General features: G+C 72.3%; 7 protein-coding genes. 1 reads left to right on the forward strand and 6 read right to left on the reverse strand.

Annotation, left to right across the window (positions count from 1 at the left end; translation table 11 throughout):
* The first annotated feature begins 8 nt into the window (after nucleotides 1-8).
* Nucleotides 9-941 (forward strand): sulfotransferase domain-containing protein, encoded by a 933-nt coding sequence (locus JK356_RS04365; RefSeq protein ID WP_201866186.1) that lies wholly within the window; start codon nucleotides 9-11, stop codon nucleotides 939-941.
* A gap of 99 nt (nucleotides 942-1,040) precedes the next feature.
* Here the strand turns inward: JK356_RS04365 and fabG are convergent, their stop codons facing one another.
* The 6 genes from fabG to JK356_RS04395 all read right to left on the reverse strand — a co-directional run bounded on the left by fabG (nucleotide 1,041) and on the right by JK356_RS04395 (nucleotide 18,252).
* Nucleotides 1,041-1,778 (reverse strand): 3-oxoacyl-[acyl-carrier-protein] reductase, encoded by a 738-nt coding sequence (gene fabG, locus JK356_RS04370; RefSeq protein WP_201866187.1) that lies wholly within the window; start codon nucleotides 1,776-1,778, stop codon nucleotides 1,041-1,043.
* Nucleotides 1,775-2,020, reverse strand: a complete 246-nt coding sequence (locus JK356_RS04375; RefSeq protein ID WP_201866188.1) for an acyl carrier protein — start codon at nucleotides 2,018-2,020, stop codon at nucleotides 1,775-1,777. Before JK356_RS04375 ends, fabG begins: the two co-directional genes overlap by 4 nt.
* 81 nt (nucleotides 2,021-2,101) lie before the next feature.
* Entirely contained in the window at nucleotides 2,102-2,908 is an 807-nt protein-coding gene (locus JK356_RS04380) for a polyketide synthase (protein ID WP_201866189.1), read from the reverse strand.
* Nucleotides 2,899-4,164, reverse strand: coding sequence for a hydroxymethylglutaryl-CoA synthase family protein (locus JK356_RS04385; protein WP_201866190.1), 1,266 nt, complete (start codon nucleotides 4,162-4,164; stop codon nucleotides 2,899-2,901). Before JK356_RS04385 ends, JK356_RS04380 begins: the two co-directional genes overlap by 10 nt.
* A 115-nt stretch (nucleotides 4,165-4,279) precedes the next feature.
* Nucleotides 4,280-9,226 (reverse strand): type I polyketide synthase, encoded by a 4,947-nt coding sequence (locus JK356_RS04390; RefSeq protein ID WP_201866191.1) that lies wholly within the window; start codon nucleotides 9,224-9,226, stop codon nucleotides 4,280-4,282.
* The gene (locus tag JK356_RS04395; protein ID WP_201866192.1) at nucleotides 9,223-18,252 is read right to left on the reverse strand and encodes an SDR family NAD(P)-dependent oxidoreductase; all 9,030 of its coding nucleotides are present in this window, start codon (nucleotides 18,250-18,252) and stop codon (nucleotides 9,223-9,225) included. The genes JK356_RS04390 and JK356_RS04395 overlap by 4 nt, the downstream gene beginning before the upstream one ends.
* Between the last annotated feature and the right edge of the window lie 24 nt (nucleotides 18,253-18,276).

Raw genomic sequence — 18,276 nt, forward strand, 5'->3', positions numbered from 1 at the left:
CACCCCACATGCCAGCCAACGTGACCCTCCGTCACAAGCCGCAGCGCGTCTACAAGAGCCACTTCACGGACAGCACGAAGTGGAACGAGTACGAGCCGCGCCCCGGTGACATCGTCATCTCCACCCCGCTGAAGACGGGCACGACGTGGGCGCAGCGCATCACCGCCGCGCTGATCTTCCAGAGCGACAAGCTGCCGGGCCCGCTGATGACCGTCAGCCCCTGGCTGGACTGCACGTTCGCGCCGCTGCCGCTGCTGCTGGCCAACCTGGAGTTCCAGGAGCACCGGCGGTTCATCAAGACGCACCTGCCGATGGACGCGCTGCCCATCTACGACGAGGTCTCCTACCTGGTCGTGGGCCGCGACCTGCGGGACGTGGCGATCTCCACGCACAACCACACGCGGGGCGTACAGGAGACCGACCCCGGCCCGTCCGACCCGGCGACCGGGGACGACGTGCACACTCCCGAGCTGCCGTCCGTCCCCGCGGACGTGCGGGAGTACTGGAAGGAGTACTTCACCCGCAGCGCGTTCCCGTGGGAGTCGGACGGCTGGCCGTACAACTCCCCCAGCCACCACCTGGCGTCGTGGTGGGAGCACCGGCATGAGCCCAACATCCTGCTGCTGCACTACCAGGACATGCTCAACGACCTGGACGGGCAGATGCGCCGCGTCAGCGCCTTCCTCGACATCCCCGTCGACGAGGCGGTCTGGCCCGATCTGGTGCGGGCCTGCACCTTCAAGGAGATGAAGTCCCGCAAGGACGAGCTGTGGACGGGGGCGCTCGCCAACTCCCTGACGTCCTTTGAGTTCTTCCACAAAGGCAGCAGCGGCCAGTGGCAGGACGTGCTCAGCAAGGAGGAGACAGCCGTGTACGAGAAGGCCGTGGCGCACCTCCCCGCCGACCTGCGGCACTGGCTGGAGAACGGCGGCCCGCAGTAACGGGGCGCCGCGCCACGCGTCAGGGGGCCGCCGCGACCGGTGTCGCGGCGGCCCCCTCGCTGTGCGGCGCTGGCCGGCGTCAGCGGCGGCCGGCCCGGCTCACATGGCCATGCCGCCGTCGACGCGGATGACCTCGCCGGTGATGTAGGCGCTGTCGTCGCTGGCCAGGAACGCCACCAGGCCCGCGACCTCCTCCGGGGTGCCGGAGCGCCGCATCGGCACGTTCTCCAGCCGCTTGGGATCCTCGGCCATGGTGTCCGTCATGTCGGTGGCGATCAGGCCGGGAGCGATGGCGTTGCACCGGACGTTCCGCTCGGCCAGCTCGCGGGCGATCGACTTCGTCAGGCCGATCATGCCGGCCTTGGCCGCCGCGTAGTTGGCCTGCCCGGGGTTGCCGAACAGGCCGGAGACGGACGAGACGTTGATGATCGAGCCGGTGCGGCGCCGGATGAACCCGAAGTAGCACGCCTTGATCATCAGGAAGGCGCCCTTGAGGTTGGTGTCGAGGACCGCGTCGTAGTCCTCCTCGCGCAGCGAGGCGGCGACGCCGTCCCGGATGATGCCGGCGTTGTTCACCAGCACGTCCACGGGCCCGAGTTCGCTGGTGACCGCCTTGACGGTGGCGGCGGTCTGCTCGGCATCGGACACGTCGCAGCGGTAGGTCCGGGCAGTGGCGCCCAGTGCCTCGGCCTGGCTCCTGGTGTCCTCGGCGCTGTCCTTGTCGCTGGCGTAGACGATGGCGACGGCGGCGCCCTCCTGGGCCAGCCGCAGCACCATGGCCCTGCCCAGCCCGCGCGAACCGCCGGTGACGATGGCGACCTTGCCGGACAGCTTCACGGCTTGGCCTCCCGCGCCATGATGTCGACGACGTCGCCGATGTTCTTGGCGTTGCCGAAGTTCACCATCGGCACGGTGATGCCGAGCTTCTCCATCGTCTCGGTGATGATGTCGGCCCGGTCGATGGAGTTGGCCCCGAGGTCGCGCATGCTGGCCTCACGGGTGATGGCGCTCTTGTCGACCTCCGGGAGGATGTCGACGAAGACCGACGCCAGGGTGTCGAGTATCTCCTGCTGGCTCATGGCGTGCTGTTCTCGGCTTTCTCGTTCGTACTCGGTTGTTGTTTCCTTGGGTGCCTTTTGGCCTGGCTGCTCCCACCCCCGCTACGCGCCGTAGCGGCTCATCAGCAGTTCCTTCACCTCGGGCTGGTGGAAGGTGACCTGGTGCATGGCCAGCTCCTTCTCGATGACTCCCGGCAGCTCGCGCCGCAGGTCCCGCACGAGGTGCTCCTTCAGGGTGACCAGGGAGGTGCGGGGCTTCTCCGCGAGGTTCTGCGCCAGGTCAAGCGCGGCGGGCACCACCTCGGCGCGCGGCCGCACCTCGAACGGGATGCCCCGCGCCGCCAGTTCGGCGCCGCGGAACGACCGCGCGGTCAGCAGGAAGTCCTGCGCCAGCGGCAGCCCCAGCTTGGCCGGGAAGACGCAGGTGGCGCCGAAGCCCGGCGTGAAGCCGTACTTCATGAAGTTCGCCGCGTAGACCCCTTCCCGGGCCAGCAGCACGAAGTCGGCGAACAGGCCCATGGCCAGGCCGCCGCCGATGGCGTGCCCCTGCATCGCGGAGATCACCGGGATGGGGCAGTCCAGCGGCATGGAGTACACGTTGGGCTTGCCCTCGGCGCTCATGAACGTCGACTTGCCCGCCTGGATGTCGAGCAGGGCCTCCCTGGTGCCGCCGGAGGAGAAGTAGTTGCCGTAGCCGGTGAGCACCAGCACCTTGAACCGCTCGTCGGCCTGGACACGCTGGAACGCGTCGCCGAGGCCGGTCAGCAGCTCCTCGGTGAAGGTGTTCTTGTGCTCCCGGTCCTCCATCGTCACCAGGGCCACGCCCGGGTGGGGCTCCTCGACCCTGACGACGCCCGTGCCCGCGGGGGCCTGCTGCGAGGCGCCGCCCGGGGTGCCGCTCAGATCCATGTGTATTCCCGGTGGAACTCGTTGATGCGGCTGAGCACCAGCCGCCCGCTGCCCTTGATGCTCTCAAGCACCTCGGGGATCACGTCGAGCCTGGGCTCGACGTTCCGGGTGCCGAACGCCGTCACGTCGTTCTCCTTCATCAGCAGCAGGTACTCCTCGACGCTCAGCTCGTACCGGTTGTCCAGCACGGCGTCGATGTTCATCGCCCGCACCCGCTCCTGCCCCTCGCGGGTGACCACGCCGCTGTAGAACTCCGAGCAGCAGCCCGAGCCGTAGGAGAACACGCCCAGGCGCTTGGGGTCGGCGAAGTCACCGTGCCAGATGGTGGAGAGGATGTTCAGGAAGACGGATCCTCCCATGATGTTGCCGACGCGCTGGCAGTAGGTCAGGCCCGGCATGACGCGCCGCTGGAAGTCGTCCTCGATGGCCTGGCCCCTGGCCTTGCACATGCGCCGCATCATCGTGCGGTGCGCGCCCTTGACCATGCCGCCGAACGGCGTGTGGAACGACAGGTAGTCGAACGTGGTGCCGTAGTCGACGTCCGCCACCCGCCGCTCGTAGTCGCGGTAGGCCGCCTCGCAGCAGTCCAGGTACGACATCAGCGACAGGTCGGCGTTGCCCGCCTCGCTGTCGGGGATGGGCCGGCAGGTGTCCATCACCTCGTAGCCGTGCTGGCCGTTGGCCCCGATGTCCACGCTGTACACGTGCGGGGTGTCGCTGATCAGCATGGCGACCGCGCCCGCGCCGCCGCTCGGCTCGGCGAACGACCAGTCCTCCGACAGCGCCTCGCCGCCGTCCGCGGCCTTGAACTTCGCCATGTCCGTGGTCACCACGAGCGCCTTCGCGCCCGGGGAGACCTGCGACAGGATGAAGTTGACCGCCGACTGGAACCCGGCGGTGCCGGAGAAACAGGCGTTCTTCACCTCGAAGAGGCGGCAGCGGCGGCTGAGCCCGAGGTAGTCGTGGACGTACGTGCTCAGCGACTTGCCGAAGTCGATGCCGGACTCGGTGCAGGTGATCAGCATTTCGATCCGGTCCCGGTCCTCCGGCGGCATCGCGTCCGTGACCGGCTTCGCGGCGTTGACCGCGAACGACACGGGGTCCTCGAAGGGCAGGGCCACCGACTTCTCCCGCATGAGCAGGTTCTCGAACCGCTCGTTGTCGAGCTGCCGGTACCTCGCCAGCGTCGTCACATCGATGTAGGCGGAGCCGCCGTAGAAGTTGATCGCCTCAATGCCCGCCTGGCGCCGTTCCATTGCCTGTCCTCGCCCATTTCTCGCGCTCTCGCGCGTCTTCGCGTGTGGGGCCGGCCGCGCGGCTGTGGCGGCCGCGCGGCCGGCGGGGTGCGTCAGGTGACGCGGGTGCCGCCGCTCACTCGGCGGCCTCGGCCTCCTCCAGGGCCTCCATCAGCTCCTCGCGGATCAGCGCCAGCAGCCGGCCCTCGGACTGCTCCTTGTTGATGAACTGGTGGTCACCGGCCATGGTGTGCATCCGGAAGGAGCCCGTCGTCAGCTGCTCCCACAGCTTGGTCTCCTTCGACGCCACCCAGTCGTCGACGCCGTGGAACGCCGTCAGCGGCACCTCGAACTTCTCCTCCGGGTCGTAGGTGAAGCTCTCGATCAGGCGGCACGCCGCCAGCAGCTGCGGCAGCGTCGCCCGGGTCTCGGCCTCGCCGTAGCCCCAGCCGTTCATGTAGGCGCGGATGACGGCGTTGACGGTCTCCTGGTCGTGGCGGATCTCCTCGTAGGCCGGGATCCGCGTCAGGCCGTGCTTGCCGATCTCGTCGAGGATCTTCGCGATGTTCGGGTTGGGGCCGTTCGGCGCGGCGAAGCCGGAGACGAACGCCTTGAGGAACCGCGCCCGCGGGTTGGCGCCCAGGCGGGCCGCCAGCCGGAACGAGAACAGCGCGCCCCAGCTGTGCCCGAACGAGGCGCACGGGATGTCGAACAGGTCCGGGTCCACGACCTTCTCCATGGTGGCCATGAACTCGTTGATGTCCTCCGGCGCCCGCTCGTCCAGCCGCTTGGCGTCCATGCCGGGCAGCATGATCGGGCAGACGTCCACCTCGGGGCCGAGCTGGTCCTGCCAGTCGTCGAACAGGTCGGCGTTGCGGTAGCCGTTGGGGAAGCAGAACAGCCTGATCCGCGCCTCGGGCTTCTCCTCGTAGCGGTAGATCCAGTGCGCGGGCGACAGGTCCAGGTCGTACGCCTTGCGCTGCGCGTCCCGCAGCACGCCGGCGCCGCCCGGCAGCATGTCGACCAGCTTCAGCGACAGCTCCCGCAGGTTGCGGCTCTTGACCACGTCGGCGAAGGAGATGTCCACGTCCAGCAGCTGGCCGATCTTGTTGAAGAACCGCAGGCCGGTCATGGAGTCGAGACCGAACGTGCGCATGTGCTCGTCGGGGTCGACCTCGGACAGGTCCATCTCCAGGATCAGCGCCAGCATGGTGCGCAGGTACTCCAGCGCCATGGCGGGCTTCTGCTCGACGTCGGCGTGGATGTACCGCATCAGGAAGTCGCGGTCCTCGCCGTCCTTCTCCAGGCCGTCGGCGTCCAGCATCGCCCGCAGCTCGCCGAGCTTCTCCTCGTCGAACTCCTTGAGCCTGATGCGGCCGATGCGCACCAGCGTGGCGCCGGACTCGTCGGTGAGCCGGATGGTGCCGCCCAGCTCCTCGGTTTCGCTGTCGTACTCGGGCATCCGGATGTCGGCGAACAGCCCCGTCACGTCCTCGCCCGGCGTGATCAGCACGTCGTCCAGCTCGGCGACCATGTACTTCTTGCCGGCCGGAGTGCGCTCCAGCGCCAGGTAGTTGCAGGACTGGGCGCAGCTGTCCAGCACGCCGGGGTGGAAGCCGAGCGCGTAGCCGCGCTTGGCGGCCGGGCCCTGCGGCATGCGGAAGCCGATGAGGCCCTCCGTGCCGTTGTGCCACGCCTCCTCGACCCAGCGGACGGCCGGGCCGAAGTAGAAGCCGCGCTCCTTCTCCAGCGGGTAGTAGAAGTCCTCGGTCTTCTCGTGGCGTTCGCGCTGCTCGCGCAGCTCGGCGAGCGGCAGCAGCTCCTCGTCCTCCTCGCCGGTGACGGCGGCGATGGTGCCCTGGACGTTGAGGTCCCAGCTGGTGGACGCGGCGTTCTTGCTGTGGAACGCGAAGTCGAAGCCGCCGTCGTCGCGCGGGTCGAGCGCCAGCAGCACCTCCTTGGTGTCCTCGGCGAACACCATGATCGGGCTGAGGAACCGCATGCCGGTGACGCGGCACGGCTGGTCGCCGTACATCTCGGCCATGACGCCGCGCAGCATCTCCAGGTAGTAGCCGACGTGCACCACGCCGGAGTTGTCCAGCAGCTCCGGGAAGTTCTGGTGCGCGAAGGTGTACACCCACTGCTTCTGCCGCATCGGCAGGTTGAGCGGCTCGCCCATCAGGCCGTCGCGGGTCAGCCGCCCGGCCAGCCGTGCCTGGAGCCCCGTGACCTCCTCCTCGCGGGACTCCACCAGCCAGTAACTCGACTGCTCGAACGGGTAGTTCGGCAGCATCAGCTTGCGGCGCCCGAGCCCTTCGTAGTGACGGTCCCAGGTCGGGGTGGAGCCCAGGCAGATCAGCTTGGCGAGCGTCTCCAGCAGCGTCTCCAGGGCGGTGCCGTTCTCCACCAGCGGCAGCGTGACGACGTCGTCGCGGTCCAGCACCGTGGTGCCCTCGCGGGGACGGCCGGCGCCGATCTCGACGAAGAAGCGGTAGCCCTGGTTGTACAGCTCCTCGAGGCCCTGCGCGAAGCGGATCGGCGCGGTCAGCGCGTAGTCGTGGAAGTCCTCCCGCAGCACCTCCGGGTGGTGGCTGGTGCGCAGGGTGAACGGCGACTGGAAGCGGCTGCCGGGCTGCTGGTACGTCTCGCCGCCGACGGCCTCACGCCAGGCGGCGGCGCGCGGCTCGTAGCCGGCGGAGGGGAAGCTGCCCGGCTCCTCGGTGACCGTGGCCCCCCGGGCGGACAGCGCGTCGGTGGCGCGCGCCAGCTCCTCGGGCGCGCCGGAGAGCACGAAGTCCGACGAGGAGTACACGGCCGACAGGTGCACGCCGGGGAACTCGTCCGCCAGCGCCTCCGGGTCGGCGCCGTCCAGGACGACGCGGGCGAAGCCGACGGCGTCCGCCGCCTGCTGGGCCCGGCGCAGCGCGGCCAGGTGGCGGGCCGCGGCATCAAGCGTCAGCACGCCGGATATCACGGCGGCGGCCAGGGTGCCGGTGCGCTCGCCGAAGGTGATCTCGGGGGTGATGCCGTAGCTGGCGAGAAGCTTGCTGAGGGCGTACTCGGCGGCGAACAGCCACGCCTGCTCCTCGGCCGGCCCGGCGGGCGTGCCGTTCTCCTGGGCGAACGCCTCGGCCTGCGGGCCGAGGTCGTCCTCGAAGACCGCCAGCGCCTCGGTCATGGCCTCGCGGAAGGCGGGGAACAGCTCCCACAGGCCGCGCGCCGTGGTGAAGGTGTCGCCCGGTTCGCCGCTGAAGAGGAACACCAGCTTGGGGCGGATCTTCTCGTCGGTCAGCGCGGTGTAGGCGTGGCCCTCGTCGATGGTCGTGAACAGGGTGCGCTTGGCGTTGTACCGGTCGGAGCCGTGGCTGGAGCCGAGGATGACCTGGGACTCCGAGTACAGCGTCTTGTTGTCCTCATAGGCCCGCAGCGCGGCCCGCAGGCCCCGCCGCAGGTCGGTGAGGGTGCGGCCGAGGAACACCGCCCGGTGGTCGAACGAGGCGCGGGTGGCGTTGGCCGTGAAGCACACGTCCTCGGGCGGCAGGTCCGGGTGGCTGGCGAGGTGCTCGTCGAAGGCGCGGATCTGCCGCACCAGCTTCTCCTCGTCCATGGCGCTCAGCGTCAGCAGCGAGGCCGTCAGCGGGACGCGGTCGGCCGCCGGCAGCGCGTTCGCGGGCTGGCCGTGGGCCGGGTCCGGCCGGTCGGAGAGGATCAGGTGGGCGTTGGTGCCGCTGAAGCCGAACGAGCTGATGGCGGCGAAGCGCGGCCGGTCCCCGGTCTCGGGCCACGGCTCGGCGGCGGCGGGGAAGGAGAACGCGCCGGCGACCGGCTTGATGCGCGGGTTCAGCTCGGTCAGCCCGGTCACGGGCGGGACCTCGCCGTGGTACAGGCACAGCACCGTCTTGATGAGGCTGGCGATGCCCGCGGCGCTCTCCAGGTGGCCGATGTTGCCCTTGACCGCGCCGAGCACCAGCGGGCGGGAGGCATCGCGGTCCTTGCCGTAGACCTGGTGGATGGCGTCGATCTCGATCGGGTCGCCGAGCAGGGTGCCGGTGCCGTGGGTCTCGACGTAGTCGATGTCGTGGGGCGTCAGGCCGGTGTTGGCCAGCGCGCGGGCCAGCACGGCCTTCTGGGCACGGCCGTTGGGGGTGGTCAGGCCGCTGCTCTCGCCGTCGTTGTTGACGGCGCCGCCGCGGATGACGGCGTAGACGGTGTCGCCGTCGCGCTGGGCGTCCGACAGCCGCTTGAGGACGACGATGCCGCAGCCCTCACCGCGGCCGTAGCCGTCGGCGGAGGCGTCGAACGGCTTGGAACGGCCGTCCTTGGCCAGGGCGTTCATCGAGCACAGCGACGCCATGACGCCCGGCGCCAGCATCATGTTGACGCCGCCTGCCACCGCCATCTCACACTCGCCGCGGCGCAGCGCCTCCACCGCCAGGTGGGTGCTGACCAGGGAGGAGGAGCAGGCGGTGTCGACGGACAGCGCGGGGCCGGTCCAGCCGAAAGCGTAGGCGACGCGCCCGGAGGCGATCGAGGAGGTGTTGCCGGTGCCGATGTACTCGTTGATGTCACCGACCTTCTTGACCAGCTGCGCGTACTCGGAGTTGCTGGAGATGCCGATGTAGACGCCGGTCAGGCTGCCGCGCAGCTCCTCCGGGTTCTGCCCGGCGTTCTCCAGCGCCTGCCAGGTGACCTCCAGCAGCTGCCGCTGCTGCGGGTCCATGGCGTTGGCCTCGACGCCGGAGATCTTGAAGAAGCGCGCGTCGAATGCGGTGACGTCGCACTCCATGAAGTTGCTCTGCCGGACGTACATCTTTCCGGGCTTGCCGGGCTGCGGGTCGTAGTAGTCCTGGATCGGCCAGCGGTCCTCGGGGACGTCCCGCAGGCCGATGCCGCCCTCGCGCAGGAACGACCAGAAGCGCTCCGGCGTGTCGCAGCCGCCGGGGAAGCGGCAGGCGAGCCCGACCACGGCGATCGGCTCCCGGCTCGCGCTGGTCGCCTGGTCCAGCTGGCGGCGCAGGCTCTTGATGGTGCGGACCGACTGCTTCAGCACCTCAGTGGTCTTGCTCTGCGGCCGTTCGCTCATGCCACATCAGCCCCGTCGTTCATAGCGTCGTCGATTTCCTTCTGCAGCAGGGCGACGAGTTCCTCCTCGCCCATGGCGTCCAAGTCCGGCAGCGTGACGTCTGCGTCAGGGCCGGCAGGTCGGTTGGCGTCCAGGAAGCGCTGGTACTCCTGGAGGTCGAACGGCTCCTCCTCGGGCCGCTCAGCGGGGGCGGCCCCGGTGGCCGCCGGGACGGCACCGCCCCCGGGCCCAGGCTCGGGCCCAGGCTCGGGCTCGGGCTCGGTTCCGGGCTTTGCCTCGGTCCCGGTGACGGCCTCAGGCTCAGGTGCGGGCTCGGGTGCGGGCTCGGGTGCGGTCTCCGGTGCGGCCCCGGATACGGCTTCCGGTGCGGTCGCGGGCTCCGCAGCGGCCTTTGCCGCCGCGCCGGGCTCGTCTTCCGGCCCGGGCGCGGGAAGCTCCGGCAGCGGCACCGGCCGCGCGACCTCCCCGACGGGCTCCGGGCCCAGCGGCAGGCTCGCGTCCGTCTCCGCCTCGGTCAGGCCCAGCATCCCGCGGATCTTGGTGATCTCGCCTTTGATGGTGACCACCTGCGGGTACGCCAGGCCCAGCGCGCTGCGCAGCGCCGACCAGCCCTCGGGCCCTTCGAGCACCACGGTGCCCAGGCGGTTGCGCATCCAGGTCTGGATCGCCTCGCTGGTCTTCATGCCGCCGGTGCGCCAGAACGACCAGTTCACCGACAGCGTGTGCCCGGACCGCTCGCCGCGCTGCCGCAGCTGCTCGCGGTACTCCGCGAAGGCGTCCGCGTAGCCGTTGGCGAAGCAGTAGTCGCTCTGGCCGAAGTTGCCCATGACGGCCGCGAGCGAGGAGAACACCACGAAGCACTGGAGCGGTTCACCGCGCAGCGCCTCGTCGAGGTACCGGGTGCCGAACACCTTCGCCCGGAACACCTCCGCCATCTCCTCGGGCCGCTTGTTCTGGATCGAGCTGTCCCGCAGCGCACCGGCGGCGTGGATCACGCCGGTGACGTGCCCGTAGCGGGACTTCACCTCGCTCACCAGCGCGGCGACGGCCTCGCGGTCGCCGACGTCGGCCCGGAGGTAGACGGCGCGCCCGCCGTCGCGGTTCCAGCTCTCCAGCTCGGCGAGCTTCTCCGGCGCCGCCTCGCGCCGGCCGACCAGCACGACCGTCGCCTGGTACTCCCGGCACAGGTACTCGCCGAACAGGCCCGCCAGGCCGGCCGGTCCGCCGGTGATGAGGTACACGCCGTGCCGCGCGAACCGGGGCGCGGCGCCGCGTATCTCGCCGGCGGGCACGGCACGGAAGGAGCGCACCAGGCGCCGCTCGCCGTCGTGCCGCACCTCCACGTCGGGTCCGGTGTCGCCGAACTCCGCCATCAGCGCCTCGGCCACGCGGCCACGGCTGAGGCCGGCGCCGGCGAACTCCACGGTGCGGTACGCCAGCAGCGGGGTCTCCATGCGGGCGGCCCGCATGAAGCCGCCGATGCCGCGGTTCTCCGGGGCCGCCACGCCGCCCTCGCCGGCGAACGCGTACAGCAGCCTGACGGTGCGGCCCGGCAGCTTGGCGAGCACGGCCTGGCTGAGCGCCGTCAGCGCGTACACGCCGCGGCTGAGGCCGGTGGCGATGCGATCGGTCCCGGAGCCGCTGGCCGACCAGAAGTGGATGAACCGGTCGGCGGTGACGTCCGCGGCGGCGAGGGCGTCGAGCAGCGCCTCGTAATCGCCGCGGGAGCCCGGCTCCACCTCGAACTCGTCATCGCCCAGGGCGCGGAAGCCGTCGCCGGGGCGGACCAGGATGACCCGCTCGGGGCGCTGGCCGGCGGGCAGCGAAGCGAGCGCGCCCTTCAGCTCATCGTCGTGGTCCAGCAGCACGACAGTGCCGCCGCCCGCCCCCGCGGTGTCCCCGTCGTCCGCGGCACCGTCACGCTCGGTCCAGTCGCGGGTGAACAGCCACACCGGGGCGTCGTTGTCCGCCGGGTCCGCCGGGTCCGCCGGGTCCGCCGGGCCGGCCGGGTCCGCCGTTGCCGGTGCCGCGGCAGCGGCGGCCGGCGCCGCCGCGGCGGGCGGGGCGGCGGCGAGGCTGTCGACGTCGATCAGGCCGAGGATGTACTCGGAGACATCAGCGATGGTCGGGTAGTTGAAGAACAGCTGGAGGTCCAGCTCGGTCCCGAACAGCTGCTCCAGCTTGTTGTGGGCCTGCGTGGAGGTGAGGGAGTCCATGCCCAGCTCGAAGAAGCCGCGGTCGGTCTCCGGCAGGCGGCCGTCGGTGTAGCCCAGCAGCCCGGCGAAGACGCCCTGGATGCACTCGGTCATCACCGCCAGGCGCTCGTTGGGGAACGCCTCGGCCAGCCGGGCGAACAGCTGCTGCGCCTCGTCACCGGAGGCGGACTCGGGCGCGGGCGCGGACCCGGCCGGTTCCTCCGCCCCGGCCTGCGGGGCCGGCGCGTCCTGCGGCGCGGGCGCGTCCTGCGCCGGGACGGCGGCGCGGGCGCGGACCGGGGCCTGGTACAGCCAGTACGTCTCCTTGGCGAACGGGTAGCCCGGCAGCGGCAGGCGCCGCCGCTCGCCCCGGCGGTACCAGCCGGTGAACGGCAGGTCGGCGCCGCCCGCCCACAGCCGTGCCGCCTCGGCGAGCCGCTCCCGGTCCGCCGGGCGGGCGGCGAAGCCCTCCGGCTGCTCGGGGTCGGGCCCGGCCTGACCGGTGAACACCCCGTCTGTGCCCGTCGGCTTGCCGTCAGCGGCGGTGAACGCGGCGAGCTGGCTGGCCAGTTCGTCGAGGCTGCCGGCGACAAACGCGGCGCGGTGCGGCAGGGCGCGGCGCCCGGTCTGGAGGGTGAACGCCACGTCCGCCAGCGCGGGCCGCTCGCCCGTGCCGGTCAGCCGGGCGCGCAGCTCACCCGCCAGGGTGACCAGCGCCTCCGGCGTGCGGGCCGACAGCGGCACCAGCCACGGCCCGTCGCCGGCGGCCGGCACGGCGCGGCGGGCGCTGCCGGTGTACTCCTCCAGCACCATGTGGACGTTGACGCCGCCGACGCCGAACGAGCTGATGCCCGCGCGGCGCGGGTACCGCTGCCCGTCCGGGCCCAGCGGCGGCCGCCACGGCTCGGTGGCGAGCTGCACGCGGAACGGGGTGCGCGCGAAGTCGATTTCCGGGTTGAGCCGTTCGGAGTTCAGCCGGCTCGGGTAGAGCTGCCCGTCGCGCATCTGGAGCAGCACCTTGGTGACCTGGGAGATGCCCGCGGCGGCCTCCAGGTGGCCGATGTTGGACTTCACCGAGCCGATGGCGCAGTAGCGGCCGTCGCCCGGGTAGCCGGTGAACGCCGTGGTGAGCGCCTCGATCTCGATGGTGTCGCCGAGCGAGGTGCCGGTGCCGTGGGCCTCCAGGTAGCTGATGGAGTCGGGCGTGACCCCGGCGTCGTTGAGGGCGGCGCGTACCACCTCGGCCTGGGCGACCGGGTTGGGCACGGTGTAACCGTTGGTCTTGCCGCCGTGGTTGACGGCCGAGCCCTTGATGACGCCGTAGATGTGGTCGCCGTCGGCCTCCGCCTTCGCCAGCGGCTTGAGCAGCACGGCGCCGGTGCCCTCGCCGGGCACGTAGCCGTTGCCGCCCTCGCCGAAGCTCTTGCAGTGCCCGTCGGGCGCCAGGAAGCTGAACATATTCAGCGTCAGGTACTTGCTGGGGTGCAGGCTGAGGTTGACGCCGCCTGCGATCGCGAGGTCGGTCTCCCCGTTCCGCAGCGCCTGGCAGCCCAGGTGGATGGCGTACAGCGACGAGGAGCACGCCGTGTCCACGATCAGGCTGGGGCCGCGCAGGTTCAGCAGGTACGAGATGCGGTTGGCGACGGAGTACAGCTGCGTGTCGATCGGCACGTCCTGCCCGCTGGCGAGGTCGGCCGCGCCGTACAGCCCGTACTCGTTGAACGACACGCCCGCGTAGACCGCGACGTTGCCGCGCCGGTCGCCGGCGGTCTCGTCGGCGAGCGTCTCCGGCGTGTACCCGGCGTCCTCCAGGCAGTGCCACACGCTCTGCACGAACAGCCGCTCCTGCGGGTCCATGTAGGCGGCGCTGTTGGGCGAGAGGTTGAAGAAGGACGGGTCGAAGGTGAGCGCGTCGTCGAGGAAACCGCCCCAGCGGCAGGCGATGTCGGGGTAGTCCCGGTGGTCCCAGCGCTCGGCCGGGATCTCGGTGATGCAGTCGCGCCCGGCGGCCAGGTTCTCGGCGTACTCGGCGAGGGTAGCGGCGCGGGGGTAGCGGCCGCTGATGCCGATGATGGCGATGTCGCCGGTGTCCGCGGCGTCCCCGGCGCCGCCCGCGCCGCCGCTGGCCGGGGCCGGCACCCGGGCAGGCGCCGGTGCCGCCGCGGCCGGGGCTGGCGCCGCCGCCGGGCGGTCGAGCCCCAGGCCGCGCAGCGCGTCCTCGCGGTGCTCGGTGACCAGGTAACGCGCCAGCGCGTCCAGGTCCTTGTAGGTGAACAGCAGCGACGTCGGCAGCGAGCCGTAGGTCCGCTCCAGGACACGGTTGAGCTGGGTGATGCGGACGGAGTCGATGCCGTAGTTCTCGAAGGCGGTGCGGCCCTTCAGCCGTGCCTCCGGGATGCCCAGCACGTCGGAGAAGACCCGCTTGAGGTCGGCCATGACGGCCCCGGTCAGCTCCTCGTCGCTGACACCGCCGCGCTCCGCACCGGCGCCGGCGGCAGGCACACCGGGCGCCGGAGCCGGGGCCTCGCTGGCCGGAGCGGGGGCGGGGGCCGGTGCTGCCGCGGGCGCGGCGTCGGGCGCGGGCACCAGCGGGTCGCCGGGCCCGACCGGCACGATCCAGTGCACCTCGCGGGCGAACGGGTACGTCGGCAGCGGCACGCGCCGGGGCTGCCGGTTCTCCCAGAAGTCCGACCAGTCGACGTCGGCGCCCATCACCCACAGCTCGGCCGCCTCGTCCAGCCGCGCCTCGGTGAGCAGGCGCCGCGAGTACTCCCGCGTCACATCGTGGGTGAGCAGGGTGTGCAGCTTCTCGTCGTACACCTCGGCCGAGCCGCGCCGCATGCCGGGCACGTCGGTGCGGCCCTCGGTGAACGCGGCCAGCGCCTCCCGCAGCCCGGCCAGGTCCGGGGCGATGATGGTCAGCCGCTCCGCCATGGCGTCGCGCCCGGTCTGGAGGGTGAACGCCACGTCCTCGGCGCGCAGCCCGGCGGGCAGCGGCCGCTGCGTGGCGGCCCCGCCGCTGGCGGGGACGTCGATGCCCAGCATGGCGGTGAGCCGCGCGGCCGTGCGGGCAACGGTCGGCTCGTCGCGCAGCAGCTCGAACGGCAGTGCGCCGCCGAGCCGTTCGCCGAACCGCTCGCCGAGCCGCTCGTGGCAGGCGGCCAGCGCGTAGGCGTCCAGGCCCTGGTCGGCGTAGGGCTCGTCGTCGTCGATCTCGGCCTCGGGCAGCCCGAGCGCGGCGGCGACGGCGGCCCTGACCTCTGCCCGCACGTCCTCGGCGGCGGCGTGCCCGGCCGCCGCGGCGTCGCCCGCGCCGGTGCCGCCGCCGAGGAACTCCAGCAGCTGCCGGGCGGTGGCGACGAGGCCGTCCTCGTCGCGCGCGGAGAGCACGAACAGGTGCTCACCGCCGCCGTCCTGGCCGGTCTCCTCGGGGCGCCGCGCCTGGGCGGGCGGCTCCTCGACGATGACGTGGGCGTTGGTGCCGCCCGCGCCGAACGCGCTGATGGCGGCGCGGCGCGGCAGCTCGCGGCCGTCCTCGCCGGTGCCGGTCTCCCACGCCGACAGCTCCCGCTGCACGTAGAACGGCGTGTCCTCGAAGTCGATCAGCGGGTTGAGCGGGTCGGCGTGGAGCGACGGCACCAGCTGCCGGTGCCGCATCTGGAGCAGCACCTTGGTGAGCGCGGCGATGCCGGCGGCGGACTCCAGGTGGCCGACGTTCGACTTCACCGAGCCGATCGCGCAGTACTGCCGGTCCTGGGTGGCCTGCCGGTACGCCTTGGTCAGGCCCGCGATCTCGATGGGGTCGCCCAGCGCGGTCCCGGTGCCGTGGGCCTCGACATAGGAGATGGTGCGCGGGTCGATCGCGGCCTGGTTGAGCGCCTCGGAGATCAGCTCGGCCTGCGCCTGCGGGTTGGGCACGGAGTAACCGCTGGTCCGTCCGCCGGCGTTGACGGTGCTGGCCTTGATGACGCCGTAGACGTGGTCGCCGTCGCGCAGCGCCGCCTGGAGCGGCTTGAGCAGCACGGCGCCGACGCCCTCGCCGGGCACGTAGCCGTCGCCGCCCTCGCCGAAGCTGCGGCAGCGGCCGTCGCTGGAGAGGAACGTGCCCTGGCTGAGCTGCACGTACTTCGACGGGTGGACCATCAGGTTCACGCCGCCCGCGATGGCCAGTTCGGACTCGCCGCTGCGCAGCGAGCCGCACGCCTGGTGGAGCGCGACGAGCGACGAGGAGCACATCGTGTCCACGGTCATCGACGGGCCGTGGAAGTCGAAGAAGTACGAGACGCGGTTGGAGACCGAGGCGTAGGAGGAGTTGCCGTTCAGCCAGCCGCCGTGCTTGTCGGTGGCGAGCATCTGGTACAGGCCGAACATCACGCCTGTGAAGACGCCGACCTTCTTCCCGGCCAGCGAGCGGGGCGCGTAGCCGGCGTCCTCGATGACCTGCCAGGCGGTCTCCAGGTACAGGCGTTCCTGCGGGTCGAGGTATTCGGCCTCGACCGGCGCGATGCTGAAGAACAGCGGGTCGAACAGCTCGACGCCGTCCACGAAGCCGCCCCACTTGCTGTAGGTCTTGCCGGGGACGCCCTTTTCGGGGTGGTAGTACGGCTCGTGGTCCCAGCGGCGGGCGGGGATCTCGGTGACGCAGTCCGTGCCGCTGCGGAGGTTCTCCCAGAAGGCGTTGACGTCGGGCGACTTCGGGTAGCGCCCGGCGAGGCCGATGATCGCGATGTCCTGCTCCGACGGCTGCTCGTCCTCGCGCGCCGGGGCGGGGGCGGGGGCGGGCGCGGGCGCGGCGGCCGGGGCCGGCGCGGCGGCCGGGCCGGCGGCGGACTGGCTGCGGGCGTGCAGCAGCGCCCACTTGCCTGGCAGGCCGGAGGCGGCCGGGGCGGCGGGTTCGGCCGCGCGCGCCGCCGGGACGGCCTGGGGGGCCTGGGCGGCCGGAGCGGCGGAGAGGGCCGCCGGGGCGGCGGACGGCTCGGCGAGGCCGAACCGGGCACGCAGCTCGCGCTCCTTGACGCGGACCAGGTGGTCGGTCAGCTCGTCGATGCTGTCGTACTCAAAGAACAGCGTCTTCGCCAGCGGCCCGAGATGCCCCTCCATCTCCTGCGTCATCGCGATGATCATGATCGACTCGACGCCGTAGCGGCCGAAGGAGACGTTGGTCCTGATCTCCGCGGCGGGCAGCTTCGTGAACCGGGCGACCAGGTCGATGAGATAGCCGCGGGTGCGCCGGCGCAGCACCGGGTCGGTGCCGCCGCCGGAGGACGGCCCCGACGGTGCCGGGGCGGCCGGGGCGGCCTCGGCGGCCTGCCGGGGAGCCTCCGCGCGGGGCGCGGCCGGGGCGTCCTCGCCGGCGGCCGCCGGGGCCTCGTGGCCCGGGCCGGCGGCGAGGATCTCCCAGGTGCGGGCGGTGCCCTTGACGACAACGACGTGCGGGGTGCCCGCGGCCAGGGCGGCGGGCAGGGCGGCGACGCCCTCGCCGGTCGCCAGCGGGCTCAGCCCCAGCGCCTCGCCGTCGCCGCCGCGCATCGCCCCCTCTTCCCACAGCGGCCAGGCCACCGCGACGGTCGAGCCGTGGCGCCGGCCCTGCCGCCGCTCCTCCTCTCGCCAGGCCGCGTAGTGGTCCAGATAGCTGTTGGCGAAGGCGTAGTCGGCCTGGCCGAGGTTGCCGAGCGCGCCGGCGAGCGAGGAGAACAGCACGAAGAAGTCGAGCCGCGCCGCCCGCAGCGCGGTGTCGAGCAGCCGCGTGCCGGCGACCTTGGCGGCCAGGACCGCCTGCGCCTCCTCGGGGGTCTTCTTCAGCAGGAACGAGTCGCGCAGCACGCCGGCCGAGTGGATGACACCGGTCAGCGGGCCGAACAGGTCCCGGGCCTGCCGCACGACGGTCTCCACGCCCTCAGCCGTGCTGACGTCGGCCCGCACGAACCGGACGCGGGAGCCGGACGCCTCCAGCTCGGCCAGGGCCGCCGCCTGCCGCTCGTCCGGCTCGCTGCGGCCGGACAGCACCAGGTTGACGTGGGCCTGGGCCGCGAGGGCGCGCGCGAAGATCAGGCCGAGCCCGCCGAGGCCGCCGGTGATCAGGTACGTGCCGCCCTCGCGCGCGGTGACGCGCGGCTGCCCGGCGCCGGGCCGGGGCAGCGGCTGAAGGCGCCGCACCGCGCGGCCGGAGCCGTCCAGCCGCACCTCGGCCGCGTCGTCGTCGTGCCCGAACTCCGCCAGCAGCGCGTCGGCTTCGGCGCGCAGCGCGTCCGGCCCCTCGCCGGAGCGGACCAGCGTCACGGCCCGGTAGCGGAACGACGGCTTCTCCTGGCGCACCACGCGCGCGAACGCGCCGGCCGCCGCGTGAGCGGGGCTGACGCCGCCGCCGGCGGGCGCGTGGGCGTGCAGCAGCCGCACCGGGTGCTCCGGCTTGCAGTGCAGCAGCTCCCGCGTCAGGTGGAAGAGCAGGAAGAACTCCCGCTCGGCGGCGTCCGGTTCACCCGGATCGGCCGCAACGGCGCCGCGGTGCAGCAGGATCCGCTCCGGCAGGCCGCCCTCGTGCAGCGCCGTGACGAGGGCGGCGATGTCGGAGGGTTCGGCCGGGTCGAGGGCGAACTCGCCGTCCCCCAGCCGCGTGAACCGGTCGCCGGGGCGGGCCACGACGAGCGTGGCGGCGGGGTCCCGCTCGGCCAGCGCCTCGCGGACGGCGCGCTCGACGCCGTCCGCCGCGGCGAGGAGCAGCACCCGGCCGCCGGACGGCGTGGTGCCGGGCCGTGCGGTGCCGGCGGGGTGCCACGCCGGGGTCCAGTACCTGACCTCCGGCGTTGTGGTGTCGGGGTGTGGCTCGGTCATGTCCTTCTTCACGTTCACCTGTTC

This window comes from Streptomyces sp. 7-21 (genome assembly GCF_016741785.1).
Taxonomy (GTDB): domain Bacteria; phylum Actinomycetota; class Actinomycetes; order Streptomycetales; family Streptomycetaceae; genus Streptomyces.